The 17,269-nt window shown below is 61.8% G+C and carries 16 protein-coding genes; 9 read left to right on the forward strand and 7 right to left on the reverse strand.

Features of this window, described 5'->3' with window-relative positions:
- Positions 1 to 1,755 (reverse strand): bifunctional alpha/beta hydrolase/class I SAM-dependent methyltransferase, encoded by a 1,755-nt coding sequence (locus ACKZ62_RS28660; RefSeq protein WP_442116602.1) that lies wholly within the window; start codon positions 1,753 to 1,755, stop codon positions 1 to 3.
- A gap of 10 nt (positions 1,756 to 1,765) precedes the next feature.
- A complete protein-coding gene (locus tag ACKZ62_RS28665; RefSeq protein ID WP_032885184.1) occupies positions 1,766 to 2,383 on the reverse strand; it encodes a CDP-alcohol phosphatidyltransferase family protein in 618 nt (205 codons plus the stop codon).
- Between the two features lie 320 nt (positions 2,384 to 2,703).
- Here ACKZ62_RS28665 and hflK (ACKZ62_RS28670) point away from each other — a divergent pair, with 320 nt between their 5' ends.
- The 8 genes from hflK (ACKZ62_RS28670) to cfaB all read left to right on the forward strand — a co-directional run bounded on the left by hflK (ACKZ62_RS28670) (position 2,704) and on the right by cfaB (position 11,855).
- A complete protein-coding gene (gene hflK, locus ACKZ62_RS28670; RefSeq protein ID WP_447096160.1) occupies positions 2,704 to 4,608 on the forward strand; it encodes a protease modulator HflK in 1,905 nt (634 codons plus the stop codon).
- A 9-nt stretch (positions 4,609 to 4,617) separates the two neighbouring features.
- Complete coding sequence (gene hflC, locus ACKZ62_RS28675) at positions 4,618 to 5,607, forward strand: protease modulator HflC (RefSeq protein WP_371260679.1); 990 nt, start codon at positions 4,618 to 4,620, stop codon at positions 5,605 to 5,607.
- The gene (hflK, locus tag ACKZ62_RS28680) at positions 5,604 to 6,638 is read left to right on the forward strand and encodes a protease modulator HflK (protein ID WP_447096161.1); all 1,035 of its coding nucleotides are present in this window, start codon (positions 5,604 to 5,606) and stop codon (positions 6,636 to 6,638) included. The genes hflC and hflK (ACKZ62_RS28680) overlap by 4 nt, the downstream gene beginning before the upstream one ends.
- A complete protein-coding gene (locus tag ACKZ62_RS28685; RefSeq protein ID WP_099601796.1) occupies positions 6,635 to 8,521 on the forward strand; it encodes a cation-translocating P-type ATPase in 1,887 nt (628 codons plus the stop codon). Before hflK (ACKZ62_RS28680) ends, ACKZ62_RS28685 begins: the two co-directional genes overlap by 4 nt.
- 117 nt (positions 8,522 to 8,638) lie before the next feature.
- On the forward strand, positions 8,639 to 8,890 hold the full coding sequence (gene bufA2, locus ACKZ62_RS28690) for a BufA2 family periplasmic bufferin-type metallophore (RefSeq protein ID WP_032884507.1): 252 nt from the start codon (positions 8,639 to 8,641) through the stop codon (positions 8,888 to 8,890).
- Between the two features lie 69 nt (positions 8,891 to 8,959).
- Positions 8,960 to 9,805 carry an MNIO family bufferin maturase gene (gene bufB, locus ACKZ62_RS28695; RefSeq protein ID WP_032884506.1) on the forward strand — a complete coding sequence of 282 codons (846 nt, stop codon included), beginning with the start codon at positions 8,960 to 8,962 and terminating at the stop codon, positions 9,803 to 9,805.
- A complete protein-coding gene (locus ACKZ62_RS28700; RefSeq protein ID WP_122681879.1) occupies positions 9,796 to 10,584 on the forward strand; it encodes an HvfC/BufC family peptide modification chaperone in 789 nt (262 codons plus the stop codon). The genes bufB and ACKZ62_RS28700 overlap by 10 nt, the downstream gene beginning before the upstream one ends.
- Positions 10,585 to 10,670: 86 nt before the next feature.
- Positions 10,671 to 11,855, forward strand: coding sequence for a C17 cyclopropane fatty acid synthase CfaB (cfaB, locus tag ACKZ62_RS28705; RefSeq protein ID WP_032884504.1), 1,185 nt, complete (start codon positions 10,671 to 10,673; stop codon positions 11,853 to 11,855).
- A gap of 138 nt (positions 11,856 to 11,993) precedes the next feature.
- Here cfaB and cls read toward each other — a convergent pair whose 3' ends face one another.
- Positions 11,994 to 13,433 (reverse strand): cardiolipin synthase, encoded by a 1,440-nt coding sequence (gene cls / locus ACKZ62_RS28710; RefSeq protein WP_095185255.1) that lies wholly within the window; start codon positions 13,431 to 13,433, stop codon positions 11,994 to 11,996.
- A gap of 130 nt (positions 13,434 to 13,563) precedes the next feature.
- Here cls and ACKZ62_RS28715 point away from each other — a divergent pair, with 130 nt between their 5' ends.
- A complete protein-coding gene (locus ACKZ62_RS28715; RefSeq protein ID WP_447096162.1) occupies positions 13,564 to 14,085 on the forward strand; it encodes a DUF3617 domain-containing protein in 522 nt (173 codons plus the stop codon).
- Here the strand turns inward: ACKZ62_RS28715 and ACKZ62_RS28720 are convergent.
- Genes ACKZ62_RS28720 through ACKZ62_RS28735 form a run of 4 tightly spaced genes read right to left on the reverse strand, consistent with a single transcriptional unit; the run spans position 14,082 to position 17,268 of the window.
- Positions 14,082 to 15,419 carry a dihydroorotase gene (locus ACKZ62_RS28720; RefSeq protein ID WP_447096163.1) on the reverse strand — a complete coding sequence of 446 codons (1,338 nt, stop codon included), beginning with the start codon at positions 15,417 to 15,419 and terminating at the stop codon, positions 14,082 to 14,084. The two genes, ACKZ62_RS28715 and ACKZ62_RS28720, sit on opposite strands and share 4 nt — an antisense overlap.
- A gap of 3 nt (positions 15,420 to 15,422) precedes the next feature.
- Positions 15,423 to 15,983, reverse strand: a complete 561-nt coding sequence (locus tag ACKZ62_RS28725; protein ID WP_032884500.1) for a gamma carbonic anhydrase family protein — start codon at positions 15,981 to 15,983, stop codon at positions 15,423 to 15,425.
- Positions 15,980 to 16,393 carry a phosphoribosyl-AMP cyclohydrolase gene (hisI, locus tag ACKZ62_RS28730; RefSeq protein WP_095185253.1) on the reverse strand — a complete coding sequence of 138 codons (414 nt, stop codon included), beginning with the start codon at positions 16,391 to 16,393 and terminating at the stop codon, positions 15,980 to 15,982. Before hisI ends, ACKZ62_RS28725 begins: the two co-directional genes overlap by 4 nt.
- Positions 16,390 to 17,268 carry a metal ABC transporter substrate-binding protein gene (locus ACKZ62_RS28735; protein WP_032884498.1) on the reverse strand — a complete coding sequence of 293 codons (879 nt, stop codon included), beginning with the start codon at positions 17,266 to 17,268 and terminating at the stop codon, positions 16,390 to 16,392. Before ACKZ62_RS28735 ends, hisI begins: the two co-directional genes overlap by 4 nt.
- Between the last annotated feature and the right edge of the window lies 1 nt (position 17,269).

Genomic DNA, 17,269 nt, shown 5'->3' on the forward strand with positions numbered 1-17,269 from the left:
TCAGATCTTCTGTGCCAGGGACACGGTAAAGATGCCCCACTCATCCACACGCTGGGTGATTTTGCGGAAACCGGCGGCTTCCACCAGTTGGTCCATTTCCGCCTGGCTGCGACGGCGCATCACCCAGGCCTGGCCTTGGCGATGGCTGGTCAATGCGCGGGCAATCAGCTCCAGTTGCGGGTGCCATGGCTGGCCGGTGTACACCAAGTAGCCACCGGGTTCGACCGCTTCGGCGAGGCCGGCCAGCGAACCGCCGACCATGCTGTTATCGGCAAACAATTCATACAGCCCAGACACCACCGCCAACGTCGGCTTGGGTTCCAGCGCCGCCAGGTCCGCGCGATCAAACGCATCGCCTTTGACGAACTGCGCGATATCCCCCAGGCCTTTCTCGCGGATCAGCGCGCCACCGTCGCGCACGTTGATGTCGCTGTAGTCGCGCAGCAGGATCGATTCCGGCAGCGGCGTCACGCCCTGCAAGGCTTCCAGAATGTAACGCCCGTGGCCGGCGGCGATGTCGACGATACGTACTTCACGCTGTTCATCCCTCAACTTGGCCATGGCCAGGCGCAGCAGTTCTTCGACGTTCAGCTTGCGCTGACGGATGCCGCGCCAGCCGATGGAGTTGAGGTAGTTGGTGTCGATCATCCGCCCCAGCCCGCCCTTGCCGGTGGGTTTGTTGCGGTAGACGTAGTCCAGGGTACTGCCGGAGTCGAAACCGGTGTCGAAGCCCAGTTTCACCCCATCTGACAGGTTCTTGCCCAAGCCCATGCTGGCGCGGGTCATGCGCCAGTACAGGTCACGCAGGGAGTTGCGCGGCAGCGGCGCGGCGAGGGATTCGGACTCGGCGCAGGTGGCGCCCAGTTTGTCGGCGTCGAGCAGGGAGGCGCGGTCCAGCGGGTGAGCAAAGTTTTGCAGGATAAAGCGCCTGGCACTGCTCACCGCCACGGTGCGGTCACGTTCGCCGAGGGTGTCGTGGAAAAAACCGGGCAGGATATGCAGCTCTTTTTTCAGGCTGCCTAGGCGGTCGAAAAATTGCTGCTGGGGTTTGCGATGCACCACGAAGTCGGAGCCGGAGATGAGCAACTGAGTCGGCACTTGGATGGCCTGGGCATCCGCTACAACCCGGTCGGCTGCTTCGTACAGACCCAGCAGCACATTCACTGAAATCGCCTTGGTGATCAGCGGATCGCTGTCGTAGGACGCCACCCGCTCCGGGTCATGGCTGAGGAACTTGGCCTTGACGTAGCTGTTGACGAAAAAGTTGCCGCGAAACTTGCGCATCAGCGCCAGGCCTGGACGAGCGAACGGCACGTACAGCTTGACCTTGAACGCTGGCGAGGCGAGCACCAACGCGCGGATTTTCGGCGCGTAATCGTGCACCCATGTGGCCGCGATTACCGCACCGACGCTTTGGGCGATGACAGCGAAGTTTTCCTCTTCGATGCCGTAGGTGGCGCCGATATGGTCACAAAAGGTTTGCACGTCGCGGGCGCTGGTGGCGAAGCTGGGGCTGTCACCGCGCTCGCCGGGGGATTGGCCGTGGCCGCGGGCGTCCCAGGCGAAGAAGTCGAACTGGGGCAGGTTCAGCTCATCGACCAGATGGGCGATGCGGCCCGAATGCTCGTGGCCGCGATGGAACAGCACGATCGCCTGGCGTGGCTCGCCATCCGCAGGGGAAGTGGCCGGCCAGTGTCGGTAAAAAAGCTCGACGCCATCATGGGTACTGAAGGTGTGTGCTTGCTGTTCGCGCATCGCAAAATCCTTATGCAGAAGGGGAAGGGGTTTCTTTCAGGCCTTGTCGTACGCGGTTGACCAGGGTGTAGGCGAGCAGGGCGGCGACCAGCCACATCACTGTGTCGACCCAACCTGCGCCGAGCCAGCCCAGCGCTACACCGGTGGCCAGCACGCCGAGTACAAACGCCCGATCACTTTTGCCCATCGGCCCGTCGTAGCGCCGTGAAGCGCCGACCATGGGCCCGAGCACACCGGCGTATTCGCTGAATACCGCCAGCAATGCCACCAAGAGCACCGGCGCCAGGCTCACGCCCGGGATCAGTGCAAAGGGCAGGATCAGCGCGCTGTCCGCGATCACGTCACACAATTCATTGAGGTAGGCGCCCAGGCGCGACTGCTGACCGAATTCACGGGCGAGCATGCCGTCGATGGCATTAAGGGCCATGCGCGCAATCATCCACAGCGGGATCAACGCAAACAGCCACAGGTGTTGGGCGAAGCTGGCAATCAGCAGGCCCACCAGCAGGGAAATCACTCCGGCCAGAACGGTGATTTGATTGGCGGTGGTGCCGTTGTCGTAGAGGCGCTGCACGAGAGGACGCAGCAGGTTTTGAAAACGCGGTTTGAGCTGATAGATCGAAATCATGGGGGGTGACGCTTCCTTGTCCGTGAGCCCGCGAAAAACTGGTTTGGAGTGTGCCGATTAATCATGAGATCTACCAGTGATGGCTCGTGTTTATGGGGGTTTAGTCACGCTCTGGAGAGCACTGAGAAACAAATGTAGGAGGGGGCTTGCTCCCGATGGCGATGGATCAGCCAGCACAGGCACCAACTGACAGGTCGTTAACGGGAGCAAGCCCCCTGTCACAGGGGATGTGTGTCGTGTTCAAAAGCGCTTTTTGACGAACAAAAATTTCACGTCGCGTGTTATATCGTAACGAATTGTGTACAGACGGGCGTGTTGGGATGCAAGTGGATCTAGAAGCTGACGGCGCTTCTGTAGAAGGCCTCGCGCGCTTTCAACAGGGGCAGTTCCATGCCCGTCGATTGCGTCAGGCCGGTATCAGCCTGACAGTGCTGGCCGTCGCCGGTTGGGTGCTGGCGCTGTTTGTCGCCTTGTTTGCACCGCTGTCGATCTGGCCGGTGGTATTGATCAACAGCGCCTGCGCGTTGCTGGTGCTGGTGGCGGGTTTGCAGTCGGCGTGGTGGGTGGCCGATTGGCGCGCCCAGGCGCTGGAGGAACCCGCGGTTGAAGTACCGGTTGAGCAAACGGGCCGGTACGCGCGACTGGTTGGGCGCTTTGGCAAGCAGATTGGCGCGCCGGTGTTGTGGCTTGGCGGCTGGTCGCTGCTCGCGCTGGTTAGCGTTATCGAATTCTGGAACCTGGCGTTGCCGGCTTCGGCTGTAGGTCAGTCCGCCAGCATTGGCGCCGCGTTGGCCTTGGCCCTGGCGTTTGGCTTGCTGGTGTTCGAACGTCGCCTGGCCCAGGAAACCGCCGCGCAATGGCCGGAAGCTTCGCAACTGGCGCAGTTGAGCCGAGTGGCGATCAGTTGCCTGGTGGTCAGCGCGATTTGCCTGCTGTTTGCCGGTGCCGAGTCCGTGTGGCCGTTGCGTCTGGCGGTGTTGATTGGCCTGCTGCCGGCACTGGTGGCGGCGGAGTTTCTGCTCAGGGGCGCGTTGTCATTGTTCAGCCCGCGCCAACCGCATCTAGAACCCCGCCTGATGGCGCAAAGTTTTATCGCGGGTTTGCTGCGCTGGCCGCCACAACCGTTGCTGGCGTTGCAGCACGAGTTGCACAACCGCTTCGGCATTGACCTGCGTCAGATCTGGGCCTTTACCTACATGCGCCGCGCATTTTTTCCGGTGCTGCTGGTGGTGCTGGTGATCGGTTGGGCGCTGACCGGTGTGCATGAAGTGCCCCTGCAAGGCCGTGGGATCTATGAACGCTTCGGCAAACCGGTGCAAGTCTTCGGCCCCGGCCTGCATGCCGGGTTGCCTTGGCCATTGGGTCGCGTCATTAAAGTGGAAAACGGCGTGGTGCATGAATTGGCCACCAGCGTCAGCGAAACTGCTTCGCCCGAGCTGACACCTGCGGAAGGTCCAGCGCCGTTGATTGCCAATCGACTGTGGGACGCCAGCCATGTGAATGACAAATCCCAAGTCATCGCCAGCAGCAGCGGCGATAAGCAGGGCTTCCAGATCGTCAATATGGATGTGCGCTTCGTCTACCGCATTGGCCTTACCGACGAGGCCGCGCTGGCGGCGACGTATAACAGCGCGGATGTACCGACCCTGATCCGCAGCACCGCCAGCCGCATCCTCGTGCACGACTTTGCTTCGCGCACCCTCGACGAATTGCTCGGCGAACAACGCACCAGCCTGGCTGACGAAGTGGGGCGCGCGGTGCAGGCGGATCTGCAGAAACTCCACAGCGGTGTGGAAATCCTCGCCACCGTTGTGGAAGCCATCCACCCACCGGCCGGTGCCGCCAATGCCTATCACGGCGTGCAAGCTGCGCAGATCGGTGCTCAGGCCCTGATCTCCCGCGAGCGCGGAGCCGCCAGTGAGCAGACCAACCAGGCCCTGTTGCAAGCCAGCATTGCCCGCGATCAAGCCACGGCCACGGCCCATGAAGTGAATGCTGGCGCACAGGCGGGTGCCCTGCGTTTCGCCGCCGAACAAAAGGCCTATGCCAGTGCAGGCCAGGCCTTCGTGTTGGAGCAGTACCTTGGCCAACTCAGCCAGGGTCTGGCCCACGCCAAACTGCTGATTCTGGATCATCGCCTGGGCGCCGATGGCGCACCGACGATCGATCTGCGTTCTTTTACCTTGCCGGCCGATCCCTCGGTGCCGCGTAAAGCCGTTCAATAAGGAGTCTGTCTGTTGAGCGCTCATTCTCACGATCACGGTCATCACCATCATCACGGCCACCACCATCACGGTGATGAGCACGCTGCTGGCCCATTCCCTTGGCGGCGCATGGGCTGGGCCGTGTTGCTCGTATTGTTTGCGGTCGCTGCGGCAAGCCTGGTGCAAGTGCGGTCCGGCGAAGCCACGGTGATTACGCGGTTCGGCAACCCGTCGCGGGTGTTGCTGGAGCCGGGCCTTGGTTGGCGCTGGCCGGCGCCGTTCGAAGCGGCGATCCCGGTGGACCTGCGCCTGCGCACCACCTCCAGCGGCTTGCAGGACGTGGGCACCCGCGATGGCTTGCGCATCATCGTGCAGGCCTATGTGGCGTGGCAGGTGCAGGGCGATGCCGACAATGTGCAGCGCTTTATGCGTGCGGTGCAGAACCAGCCGGATGAGGCGGCGCGGCAGATTCGCACTTTCGTCGGCTCGGCACTGGAAACCACGGCGGCCAGTTTTGACCTGTCCAGCCTGATCAATACCGACGCCAGCCAGGTACGTATCGCCGATTTCGAGGCGCAGTTGCGCCAGCAAATTGATCAACAATTGCTCACTACCTACGGCGTACGCGTGGCCCAAGTCGGTATCGAGCGGCTGACGTTGCCCTCGGTGACGCTGACCGCCACCGTCGACCGCATGCGTGCCGAGCGCGAAACCATCGCCACCGAACGCACTGCCGTGGGTAAGCGCGAAGCGGCCCAAATCCGTTCCGCCGCCGAGCGCGACGCGCGCATCGTGCAGGCCGACGCCACGGTGAAAGCCGCCGATATCGAAGCGCAATCGCGTGTCGAGGCCGCGCAGATTTACGGGCGGGCCTACGCGGGTAATCCCCAGCTGTACAACTTGCTGCGCTCGCTGGATACCTTGGGCACGGTGGTGACGCCGGGCACCAAGATCATCCTGCGCACCGACGCCGCACCATTCCGTGCGCTGGTGGACGGACCGAAGGACGTCCAGCCATGACCGAGCGTGACAGCCCGGACAGCCCATGGATTCAGGCCGGGCGCCTGACGTTCATGGCGCTGTACGCGGTGACTGTGTTGGCGGCATTGGCCTGGGCATTTTCCAATGTGCGCCAGATCGACCCGCAGAACCGCGCCGTGGTGCTGCACTTCGGCGCCCTCGACCGTATTCAGAATGCTGGCTTGCTATTGGCCTGGCCGCAGCCATTTGAGCAGGTGGTGTTGCTGCCGGCCGCCGATCGGGTGATCGAGCGGCGGGTGGAAAACCTGCTGCGTTCGGAGGCGGCGGTGCAGGCTGACCGCGTGGCCAGTTTCGCCACGCCCTTGAGCGATGCCATGGCCGGCTCCGGCTACCTGCTGACCGGGGATGCCGGAGTGGTGCAGCTGGATGTGCGGGTGTTCTACAAGGTCACCGAACCGTATTCCTTTGTATTGCAGGGCGAGCATGTGTTGCCGGCGTTGGATCGCCTGGTCACGCGCAGCGCCGTGGTCCTGACGGCGGCGCGGGACCTGGACACGATTCTGGTGGCGCGCCCGGAACTGATCGGCGCCGACAATAGCGCCGCCGAGCGTCGTGAACGGTTGCGCGGTGACCTGGTGCAAGGCATCAATAAGCGGCTGGCGCAGTTGACCTCAAGCGGCTTGGGCTTGGGGATCGAAGTCACCCGTGTCGATGTGCAGTCGAGCCTGCCGGGCCCGGCGGTGAATGCGTTCAATGCGGTGCTGACGGCCAGTCAGCAAGCCGATAAAGCGGTGGCCAATGCGCGCACCGAAGCGGAAAAGCTCACCCAAACCGCCAATCAGCAAGCTGACCGTGTGGTGCAGGTTGCCCACGCCCAGGCCAGCGAACGCTTGGCCAACGCCCAGGCGCAAACCGCCACCGTCGCCAGCCTCGCCCAGGTCAAAGACCCGGGTTTGCTTCTGCGTCTGTACCGCGAGCGCTTGCCGAAGATTCTCGGCCAGGCGGGCTCCGTGACCACGGTCGACCCTAAAGACGACTCCCGCTTGATCATCCAGGGAGCCGAGCAATGAGCGCACCTATGTTGACGTCCGCCGAGCAGCGCAGCGCTGCCCGGCAATTGACCCTGGCCATGCTGGCCTTGGGATTACTCGTGCTGGGTCTGGTGTGGCGCTGGCTGGCGCCGGACCAGACTGGCGTCAGTCAGCTATTGCTGGGTGTGGCATCACTGCTGGTGGCCGTGCCGGTGATGCGTTCGGCGTGGTACAGCCTGCGGTTTCCCAGCCTGCATGGCATTACCGATCAACTTATCGCCTTGGCCATGCTTGGCGCCTGGGCTACGGGGGATCTGCTGACGGCGGCGTTGCTGCCGATCATCATGATCTTTGGGCATGTGCTGGAAGAGCGCAGCGTGATCGGTTCCCAGGAAGCGATCCATGCTTTGGGCAAACTGACCCGCAGCCATGCGCGGTTGGTGCAGGCCGACGGCAGCATTGTTGAAGTGGACAACGGCACGCTGAACACCGGCGATATCGTGGAAGTGCGCGCCGGTGACCGTGTGCCCGCCGATGGTGTGGTGTTGTCGGGCCAGGCGAGTCTGGACACGGCGCCGATCACCGGTGAGTCGGTGCCGTTGGAAGCCAGCGTCGGCGTGCAGGTGTTTGGCGGGGCGATCAACCTCGACGGTCTGCTGCGCCTTGAAGTGACGCGCACCGGCAACGAGTCGACCTTGGGCAAGGTCATCGCGCTGATGCAGAACGCCGAGCGGTCCAAGCCGCCGATCACGCGACTGCTGGAGCGCTATGCGGGCAGTTATATGGTGTTGGTGCTGCTGCTGGCGGCGGTCACCTGGTTTGTGACCAATGACGCCCAGGCGATGCTCGCCGTGCTGGTGGCGGCGTGCCCCTGTGCGTTGGTGTTGTCGGCACCTGCCACGGCGATTGCCGGGATCGCCGTGGCGGCGCGCCATGGGATTCTGATTCGCAGCTCGGCGTTCCTGGAAGAGCTGGCGGACTTGACCTCGCTGGTGGTCGACAAGACCGGCACCCTGACCTTTGGCACGCTGCGATTACAGTCCATCGAAACCCTTGAGCCGGACCGGCAGGCGTTGCTGAATCTGGCGGCCAGCCTGGGCTCGGCGAGCAGTCACCCAGTCAGCCGCGCGCTGGCGGGGTTGGCTACCCAGCAACAACTGTTGATGCTGACCGACATCCGCGAACGCCAGGGCCTCGGCGTGGTGGCGCAGACCGAGCAGGGCGAAGCGGCCCTTGGGCGTCCGGAGTTGTTCGAGCAGTTGGGCATTGCCACCACGGGCGTGCCCAACCATGACGGCCCGATTGCCGGGCTAGCCCTGAACGGGCGATTTCTCGCCTGGCTGTTGCTGGCTGACAGCGTCAAGCCGGAAGCCCGCCTGGCGCTGCAAGAATTGCGTGAGCTGGGCCTGGGCCGCCAATTGCTGCTGACCGGCGACCGTCAAAGCGTGGCCGACAGCTTGGCCTTGGACGTGGGCATCAGCGATGTCGAAGCCCAGGCGTTACCTGAGGACAAGCTCAACCGCGTGCTGGGCGAAATCGGCAGCGGCTTTCGGCCGATGGTGGTGGGCGACGGGATCAATGACTCCCTGGCGCTCAAGGCCGGCGTGGTGGGCGTGGCAATGGGCGCGGGCGGGGCGGACATCGCGCTGGCTTCGGCGGACGTGGTGCTGATCGGCAGCGACCTGCGCCGCCTCGGCACCTGTGTGCGCTTGAGTCGCCAGTGTCGGCACACGTTGCAGGTCAATGTGATCATCGGTCTGGGCTGGACGCTGGCGATTGTGGTGTTCGCCGCATTTGGCTGGTTGGGGGCCGCAGGGGCAATGATCGCGGCAGTGTTGCACAACCTCAGCACGTTGCTGGTGCTGGGTAACGCCGGGCGTTTGCTACGCTTCCACGAGCCGCTTTTGAAACTCGACGAATAATTTTCAGCAATATTTGCGCACCGCTGTAACGCCGGTGGGGGGCCTCACTCTAGTGGTGTGTCGAGACTGAACAATCCGTTCAGACCGACGCCACTACTGATCATGAGGAATACAACAATGAACATTAAATCCGCTGCTGCTGGTGCCGCTTTCGCGATGGCCGCCGCTACCATGTTTGCTGGTGTCGCCACCCAGGTACAAGCCGCAGACGCGCCAGTGCATTGCTACGGCGTAACCTCCTGCAAGGGCATGAACGACTGCAAGACCGCTGAAAACGCCTGCAAAGGCCAGGCAGAGTGCAAGGGCCACGGCTTCAAGGCTATGACCAAGGCAGCCTGTGACGCGGCTGGCGGCAAAGTCGGCGAATAACCGGCAAACGAGTGCAACCGCAGCGGCAGCCCCCCTCCGCTGCGGACACACTTTCCCCAGGAGTCAGCCATGTCCGCTTCCCTTCCAAGTCTGGGTTACGGCCTGGGTTTACGCAGTGAGTACTACCAGCAGATCCTTGAACAATCGCCGGCCGTGGATTGGTTCGAAGTGATCTCCGAGAATTATCTGGTGCAGGGCGGTAAAGCCTTGTACTTCCTGGACGCGATAGCCGAGCGCTATCCCCTGGTGATGCACGGGGTGTCCCTGTCCATTGGCGGGCCCCACGCCATCGATATCGATTACCTCAAGCAGATCAAACAGCTCGCCGAGCGTATTCACCCGGCGTGGGTTTCCGATCATCTGTGCTGGAGCCGCGGCAGTGCGCACCAGTTGCACGACCTGCTGCCTCTGCCTTACACCGAAGAAAGCCTCTATCACGTCGCCAGCCGCGTTCGCCAAGTGCAGGACGTGTTGCAGCGCCCGCTGGTGCTGGAAAACGTCTCCAGTTACGTGCGTTCCAAGGCAGATGAATTCACCGAGTGGGAATTCCTCAACGCCTTGGCTCATCTGTCGGGGTGCCAGTTGTTGCTGGACGTCAATAATGTGTATGTCAGCTCTCGCAACCATGGCTTCGATGCCTGGACCTTTATCCGCAACCTGCCGCCCGACAGCATTCGCCAGCTGCATTTGGCGGGGCATATGGACTATGGCGACTACGTGGTCGATACCCACGACCATCCGGTATGTGATCCGGTGTGGGCGCTGTACCAACAGACCCTGGAGCACGTGGGGCCTGTGTCGACGCTGTTGGAGCGCGATGACCATTTTCCGCCGTTCGAAGAGCTGCTCACCGAGTTGAGCAAGGCCCGCGAACTGGGCGCCACCGCCTTGGCGAGGAGAGCGGTATGCGCCTGACCGATTGGCAGTTGGCCTTCGAACAGCATTTATTAGCCCAAACCCCCGACGCCAACAGTGGCTTTGCCGCCACTTTATTGGGCGGGCCGACGCTGGACGTAGACACGGGCCTGGCGATCTATCACAACGCCTATATCGCGCGGTTGCAGGAAGTACTGCGGCACGACTTCAGCGCCATCCTCTATTGGCTGGGGGATGATGAGTTTGCGGCGCTGACCCACGCTTATGTACGCCGTTATCCGTCGGCCCATTACAGCTTGCGTTGGTTTGGCGAACGGTTGCCGGCGTTTATCCACGAGCACCTCGTGGCCGAACAAAGTGCACCGCTGGCAGAGCTGGCTAAGTTGGAGTGGGCTTTTACCCTGGCCTTCGATGCGCTGCAGGGTCAGCCGCTGTCCCTGAATGACATGGCGCTCCTGCCGCCCGAAGATTGGCCGGGTTTGCAGGTTGCCCTGACACCGTCCGTGCAGCAGCGACTGTGTCACTTCAACAGCGTGCGCATCTGGCGTGCCAGCAAAGATGGGGCGGATTTCCCAGGCAGCTATACCTTGGACCTGGCGCAGATCTGCCTGGTATGGCGCCTTCATCAGGTGTGCCATTACCGCAGCCTGGAACCTGCGGAAGCCTTAGCATTGGCCGGTATGGTGACGACCGGTTGGACCTTCGCAGAACTGTGTGAGCAGCTAGCAGTCACTTATGCAGAGGGTGCGCCGCTGCAGGCTGTTACATGGCTGAAACAGTGGGTCCAGGACGGTTTGCTCCAACGCCGAGCTCTATAGAAGAGGGCTATCAAATCGATAGCCTCCTACTTTTATTGGGATGGTCTACCCTCAGTTCAGACGTCTGAAACAAGGGGGGACTACTCATGCTCGCGCAACTTCCACCGGCCTTACAGAATCTTCAGCTACCGCTGCGTCTGCGACTCTGGGACGGCCATGAATTCAACTTGGGCCCAGAGCCCAGTGTGACCATCGTGGTGAAGGACCCCACGGTCGTCTCGCAACTGACCCATCCCACACTCGACTCACTGGGCGAAGCCTTCGTCGAGGGCAAACTGGAGCTGGAAGGTTCCATCAGCGAAGTGATCCGGGTCTGTGATGAGCTGAGTCATGCCTTGATCGAGGGCGACGGCGACAGTCATCCAGTGCGCTCGATCCACGACAAGGCCACGGATGCAGCGGCGATTTCCTACCATTACGACCTGTCCAATGAGTTCTATCAGCTGTGGCTGGATCAGGACATGGCGTACTCCTGCGGCTATTTCGAAACCGGCAGCGAATCCATCGACCAGGCCCAACAAGACAAATTCCGCCACCTGTGCCGCAAGCTACGCTTGCAGGCGGGGGAGTATTTGCTCGACGTCGGTTGCGGATGGGGCGGGCTGGCGCGGTTTGCGGCGCGGGAGTTCGGGGTGAAAGTGTTTGGCATCACCCTGAGCAAAGAGCAGTTGGTATTGGCTCGGGAGCGAGTCAAAGCCGAGGGACTGGAAGACCAGATCGACCTGCAACTGCTGGACTACCGTGATCTACCCCAGGACGGCCGATTCGACAAAGTCGTAAGCGTGGGCATGTTCGAACACGTCGGCCACGCCAACCTGGCGCAGTACTGCCAGACCCTGTTCGGTGCGGTGCGTGAAGGCGGCCTGGTGATGAACCATGGCATCACCGCCAAGCACACCGATGGCCGCCCGGTGGGCCGTGGCGCCGGGGAGTTTATCGAGCGGTACGTGTTCCCGAACGGTGAGTTGCCACACTTGGCAATGATGACCGCCGAGATCAGCGAAGTCGGGCTGGAAGTCGTCGACGTCGAAAGCCTGCGCCTGCACTACGCCCGAACCCTGGACCATTGGAGTGAGCGGCTGGAGGACAACCTGGAAGCGGCGGCCAAGATGGTGCCAGAACAGGCGTTGCGTATCTGGCGTTTGTACCTGGCCGGTTGCGCCTATGCGTTTGCACGGGGTTGGATCAACCTGCACCAGATCCTCGCGGTGAAGCCTCACGCGGATGGCAGCCATGAACTGCCGTGGACGCGGGAAGACATCTATCGCTGATCTGATGTTCCAGAAAGGTGGAGATCCAACTGTGGGAGGGGGCTTGCTCCCGATAGCGGTATATCAGTCGCCACCCGTTGACTGACCCCCCGCTATCGGGAGCAAGCCCCCTCCCACATTTTGTTTTGTGTTGTCTGGTTAAAGGATTGGTGAGATCAAGCGCGCCACACGCATCCCAAGTTGTTGCAGGCGCCGTGTTTCGCGGCTTTCTTCCTGGCTGACTTCATGGGCCTGCGCGAAGTCATCGAGCAGCATATGCTCCACCTCCTGGGCGAAGGCTTCATCGACGGTCAGCAGCATCACTTCAAAATTCAGCCGGAACGAACGGTTGTCCATGTTGGCACTGCCAATGGCGCTGATCTCGCTGTCCACCAACACCACCTTCTGATGCAGAAAGCCCGGCGTGTAGCGGAACACCCGCACTCCGGCGCGCACGGCTTCGATGGCGTAGAGGCTGGAGGCGGCATACACAATGCGGTGATCCGGCCGCGACGGCAGCAGCAGGCGCACATCCACTCCGCGTAGTACCGCCAGGCGCAGGGCGGCAAACACCGCTTCATCGGGGACGAAATACGGGCTGGTGATCCATACCCGCTCGGTCGCTGCGTGGATGGCCTCGACGAAAAACAGCGAACAGGTTTCATACGGATCGGCCGGACCGCTGGCGAGCAATTGGCAGAGCACGCCGTCTTCGGGATAGGTGTCCGGTAGGATCAGCGGCGGTAGTTCGCGCGCGGCCCAGAACCAGTCTTCGGCAAACGACTCCTGCAGGCACGCCACCACGGGACCGGTGACCTGTACATGGGTGTCGCGCCATGGCGCCAATGGCGGTTTTTTGCCCAGGTATTCATCACCCACGTTATGCCCGCCGACAAACCCGGTGATGCCATCCACCACCACGATTTTGCGATGGTTGCGAAAGTTGACCTGGAAGCGGTTGAGCCATCCACTGCGGGTGGCGAAGGCCTTGACCTGCACGCCGGCGTCGCGCAGTGATTGCACGTAGCGATGGGGCAGGGCGTGACTGCCAATGCGGTCGTAGAGCACGTAGATGGCCACGCCTTGGGCAGCCTTTTCTTTCAGCAGCGTATGTAATTGGCGGCCAAGTTCATCGTCATGAATGATGAAAAACTGAAACAACACAGCGGTTTTGGCGTTGCGAATGGCTTCAAAGATCGCGCTGAAGGTGGCGTCGCCATTGATCAGCAGGCGTACTTCATTGTTGGCCAGGCACGGCATGCGACCCAGTTTGGGCATGGCGCGCAACGAGGCGTAAGCGCTGGAGTTGCGCGCAGCGAGCGCCTCCTCAACCCAAGGACGCCAGTTCAGCGCGGTGATGGCGGTGTGCATTTCCTGATTGGCCTGGCGCCGCGCCTGGATATACGCGTCGAAGGTGCTGCGGCCAAAAATCAGGTAGGGGATCAACGTGAGATAGGGCATGAACATCAGCGACAAGGCCCAGGCTATCGAGCCTTGAGCGGTCCTGACGGTCAGCACCGCGTGGATCGCGGCGAGAGTCCCGAGAAAGTGCAGCGTGGCGATGAAGTAGGCGAGCAGGTGCGGGCCAAAGAAATCCATGGACGACAGTACTCCAGACAATCCAATGCCTAACAGACCATGTTCGGCTGCGAATGTCGCTATTTTATTTGGCGTGCAACACTGGCGCCTTTGCAGCGTCTAACGCCCACAATTGCCCAGGAGTTACCCGATGAATGCTCGTCTGCTCTGTTTATCCATGGTTGTTGGTTTGTCGTTGCCGGTGGCAGCGCAGGCGCAGATGCTGGCGCCGGGCTTGTGGGAATTGACCACCAGCAATATGAAAGTCGATAACCAGGACCTGCCGGACCTGTCGCTGATCCTCGGTCAGCTCAAGCAACAGATGACCCCCGAACAGCGCGCGATGCTCGAAAAGCAGGGCATCACCATGGCAGGTAAAGGCGTGCAGGTGTGCCTCACTCCAGCCCAGGTCGCCTCGGACTCAATCCCTTTGACCGACCCGCAATCGGGCTGCAAACAGGAAGTGACCGACAAAACCGGCAACCAGTGGAAATTCCGTTTCAGCTGCCCGAAAGCTCAGGGCACCGGAGTCGCCACTTTCCAAAGCCAGAAAGAATTCACCACGATCGTCAACGGCACCTTCAATGCCACCGGCATTCAGCAGAAGGGCAGCCTGGACACTCACGCCCAGTGGCTGGGCAACGATTGCGGTACGGTCAAACCACGCGCTTAACGCAGAAAGTGCAGCGGCAAACCCTGGCAGCTGTCGACCACCTTGCCGTTGTGCCAGGCCAGGTGGCCGGAGACCAGGGTGGTGCTGACGCTGTGGCGAAAGCTGCGCTCTGCAAAGGGCGTCCAGCCGCAGCGGGCAAGAATCGGCTCATCCCTGACCGGCTTACCTTCGGGCTCGGGTTTGATCAGCACCAGGTCGGCCCAATACCCTTCACGTAGATAACCACGGTCCGGGATAGCAAACAGGTCGGCGACCCGGTGGCTGGTCTTCGCGACCAGCGTGGCCAGCGGCAGCAGCCCGTCTGCCACCAGCTCCAGTAACGCCGGCAGCGCATGTTGCACCAGGGGCAATCCCGACGGCGCTTCGCGATAGGCCAGTTGTTTTTGCGCCCAGGTATGCGGCGCGTGGTCTGTGCCAATCACATCCAAACGATCATTCAATAACGCCTGGCGCAACGCGTCGCGGTCGGCACGGGTCTTGATCGCCGGGTTGCATTTGATCTGATGGCCGAGGCGGTGATAGTCCCGGTCATCGAACAGCAAGTGGTGCACACAGACTTCAGCGGTGATGCGTTTTTGTGCCAGGGGCTTGTCTTCAAACAGAGCCAATTCGCGCGCGCTGGTGAGGTGCAGCACATGCAGGCGCGTGCCGTGGCGCTGGGCTAACTCCACCGCGAAAGAGGACGAGCGATAGCAGGCCTCGGCGTCGCGGATCAGGGGGTGCGCGACGGCGGGGATGTCATCGCCGAAACGCTCGCGCAAGCGCCGTTCGTTGGCCTGGATACTGGGCGTGTGTTCGCAGTGGGCCAGGAGGATGGTCGGGACTTCGGCAAACAGACGCTCCAGGATCCGTGGGTCGTCCACCAGCATATTACCGGTGGACGCACCCATGAACACTTTGACTCCCGCCACCTCGCAGGGGTCGAGGGCGGCGACGATGTCGAGATTGTCGTTACTTACCCCGAAGTGAAAGCCGTAGTTGACCACCGAGTGCAGGGACGCGCGGCGTTTTTTATCGGCCAGCGCCTCCAGGTTCAGGGTGGGCGGGTTGGTGTTGGGCATGTCCATCACACTGGTGATGCCGCCAGCCGCGGCCGCGCGGGACTCACTGTAGAAACTGCCTTTGTCCGGCGCGCCGGGGTCACGAAAGTGCACCTGGTCGTCGATCATGCCCGGCAGTAGCCATTGCCCCTTGGCGTCGATGGCCAGTGGCGCGTTACAGCCGGTGATGCTGCTGGCGATCTTTTCGATGCGGCCATTGGCGACCAGCACGTCGGCGTCGAAAATCTGGCCCTCGTTGACCAGGCGGGCGTTGCGGATCAGCAGGCGGCTCATGGCTTAGAACTCGTTTTGCAGGGCTTTGTAACCGCGCACCAAGTCGACGTTGGTAAGTGCCACGTCTTCGGAAAACTCCGAGGCGCTGACGCTCACCGGTGGGAATTGCGACAGGTCGGTATTCGGTCCGATGCGGGTGGTGGAGGGCACGTAGAACGCGGCGGGTAAATCACGACCGTCGACCACCGAGTTATGGCGCACCACGCACCCATCGCCCACGGCGCAGTTGAACAGCACGCTGTTGAAACCGATGAATACGCGGTCGCCAACTGAGCACGGGCCGTGGACGATGGAGCGGTGGGCGATGGAGGTGAACTCACCGATGGTCACTGCTGCGCCGGATTTGGAGTGGATGACCACGCCGTCCTGAATATTGGAATTGGCGCCGATGGTGATCGGATCCATGGCGCCGCTGGCGTCGACTTCGTCTGCGCGGATCACCGCATACGGGCCGACGAAGACGTTCTCGCCAATGATGACCTTGCCGCAGATGATGGCGGTCTTGTCGACGTAGGCCGATTCGGCAATCACTGGCAGATCGCCGGAAGGGTTCTTGCGGATCATGCGCTGGGCTCCGTGATGATGTGGACGTAGTCGCCATCAATGGCGTTGTAGAAACAGGTGGGCCGGCCTGTGTGGCAAGCCGGGCCGAGTTGGTTGACGATCAGCAGCACCGCGTCGCCGTCGCAATCCAGGCGTGCTTCCACCAACTGCTGCCAGTGACCGGAGCGTTCACCTTTGCGCCACAGTTGCTGGCGCGAGCGTGACCAGTAGCAAACTTGCCCGGTAGTGAGGGTTTCGGTGAGGGCCCGGCGGTTCATCCAGGCCAGCATCAACACCTCGCCGCTACTGTGTTGCTGGGCGATGGCGGCAATCAGGCCATCGCTGTTCCATGGCAGGGCATCGAGCACCGGTTTGAGTGGGAAGCGACTGCCTTTGGCAGCCCCTTCCAGTTCGAGCATGCTCAGGTTCATGGCTTGCTCAGGGCGGCGCACAAGGTGTTGAGGTTGTATTCGAACAGCCCTGTAAACGTGCTGGCCGGGCCTTCGGCGGCGAGGGCGTCGGAGTACAGCGTGCCGCCGATCTGCGCGCCGCTTTCGTCGGCAATTTGCTTGAGCAGGCGCGAGTCCTTGATGTTTTCCATGAACACGGCTTTGACCTTGTCTTTGCGGATCTGTGTGATCAGCGCAGCGACTTCAGCGGCAGAGGGTTCACGTTCGGTAGACAGGCCTTGGGGGGCGAGGAACTGAATGCCATAGGCCTGGCCCAGGTAACCGAAAGCGTCATGGGAGGTGACGATGCGGCGGTTGCCTGGGGGCAGAGCACTGAACTTGGTCTTGGCTTCGGCCAGCAGGCGGTAGATTTCTTTCAGGTAGGTTTGGCTGTTGCGCAGGTAGTCGGCCTTGTTGGCCGGGTCGGCAGCCACCAGCGCCTTGGTGATGTTGTTCACATAGATTTCAGCGTTGGCCAGGTTATGCCAAGCGTGCGGGTCGGGGATGGTTTCGCCATCCTCTTCCATGGTGTGGGAGATCACGCCTTTGCTGGCGGTGACCACCGTGGCTTTGGTTTCGGTGCTGGTGACTAAGCGGTCCAGCCAGGGTTCGAAACCGAGGCCGTTCTTGATGATCAGCTTGGCCTTGAGCAGCGCCTTGGCATCGTCCGGTGTGGGCTCGTAGGTGTGGGCGTCGGCATCCGGGCCGACCATGTTGCTGATCTGAATGTGGTCGCCACCGATCTGGTGCGTAATGTCATTGAGAATACTGAAGCTGGTGACCACCTGGAGTTTGTCGGCGGCCTGGGCCATCGACAGCGGCAGCAGCAGGCTGAACAGCACGAGTAGAGCGCGCATC

It is taken from the genome of Pseudomonas sivasensis, assembly GCF_052938085.1.

Bases quoted from the DNA above. Each gene is read 5' to 3' on its own strand.
- bufA2 (WP_032884507.1), top strand. From the start codon at position 8,639: ATGAACATTAAATCCGCTGCTGCTGGTGCCGCTTTCGCGATGGCCGCC.
- bufB (WP_032884506.1), top strand. From the start codon at position 8,960: ATGTCCGCTTCCCTTCCAAGTCTGGGTTACGGCCTGGGTTTACGCAGT.
- ACKZ62_RS28700 (WP_122681879.1), top strand. From the start codon at position 9,796: ATGCGCCTGACCGATTGGCAGTTGGCCTTCGAACAGCATTTATTAGCC.
- ACKZ62_RS28720 (WP_447096163.1), bottom strand. From the start codon at position 15,419: ATGAGCCGCCTGCTGATCCGCAACGCCCGCCTGGTCAACGAGGGCCAG.
- ACKZ62_RS28660 (WP_442116602.1), bottom strand. From the start codon at position 1,755: ATGCGCGAACAGCAAGCACACACCTTCAGTACCCATGATGGCGTCGAG.
- ACKZ62_RS28715 (WP_447096162.1), top strand. From the start codon at position 13,564: ATGAATGCTCGTCTGCTCTGTTTATCCATGGTTGTTGGTTTGTCGTTG.
- hflK (WP_447096160.1), top strand. From the start codon at position 2,704: ATGCAAGTGGATCTAGAAGCTGACGGCGCTTCTGTAGAAGGCCTCGCG.
- ACKZ62_RS28685 (WP_099601796.1), top strand. From the start codon at position 6,635: ATGAGCGCACCTATGTTGACGTCCGCCGAGCAGCGCAGCGCTGCCCGG.
- ACKZ62_RS28725 (WP_032884500.1), bottom strand. From the start codon at position 15,983: ATGATCCGCAAGAACCCTTCCGGCGATCTGCCAGTGATTGCCGAATCG.
- ACKZ62_RS28665 (WP_032885184.1), bottom strand. From the start codon at position 2,383: ATGATTTCGATCTATCAGCTCAAACCGCGTTTTCAAAACCTGCTGCGT.
- hflK (WP_447096161.1), top strand. From the start codon at position 5,604: ATGACCGAGCGTGACAGCCCGGACAGCCCATGGATTCAGGCCGGGCGC.
- cfaB (WP_032884504.1), top strand. From the start codon at position 10,671: ATGCTCGCGCAACTTCCACCGGCCTTACAGAATCTTCAGCTACCGCTG.
- hisI (WP_095185253.1), bottom strand. From the start codon at position 16,393: ATGAACCTGAGCATGCTCGAACTGGAAGGGGCTGCCAAAGGCAGTCGC.
- cls (WP_095185255.1), bottom strand. From the start codon at position 13,433: ATGGATTTCTTTGGCCCGCACCTGCTCGCCTACTTCATCGCCACGCTG.
- ACKZ62_RS28735 (WP_032884498.1), bottom strand. From the start codon at position 17,268: ATGCGCGCTCTACTCGTGCTGTTCAGCCTGCTGCTGCCGCTGTCGATG.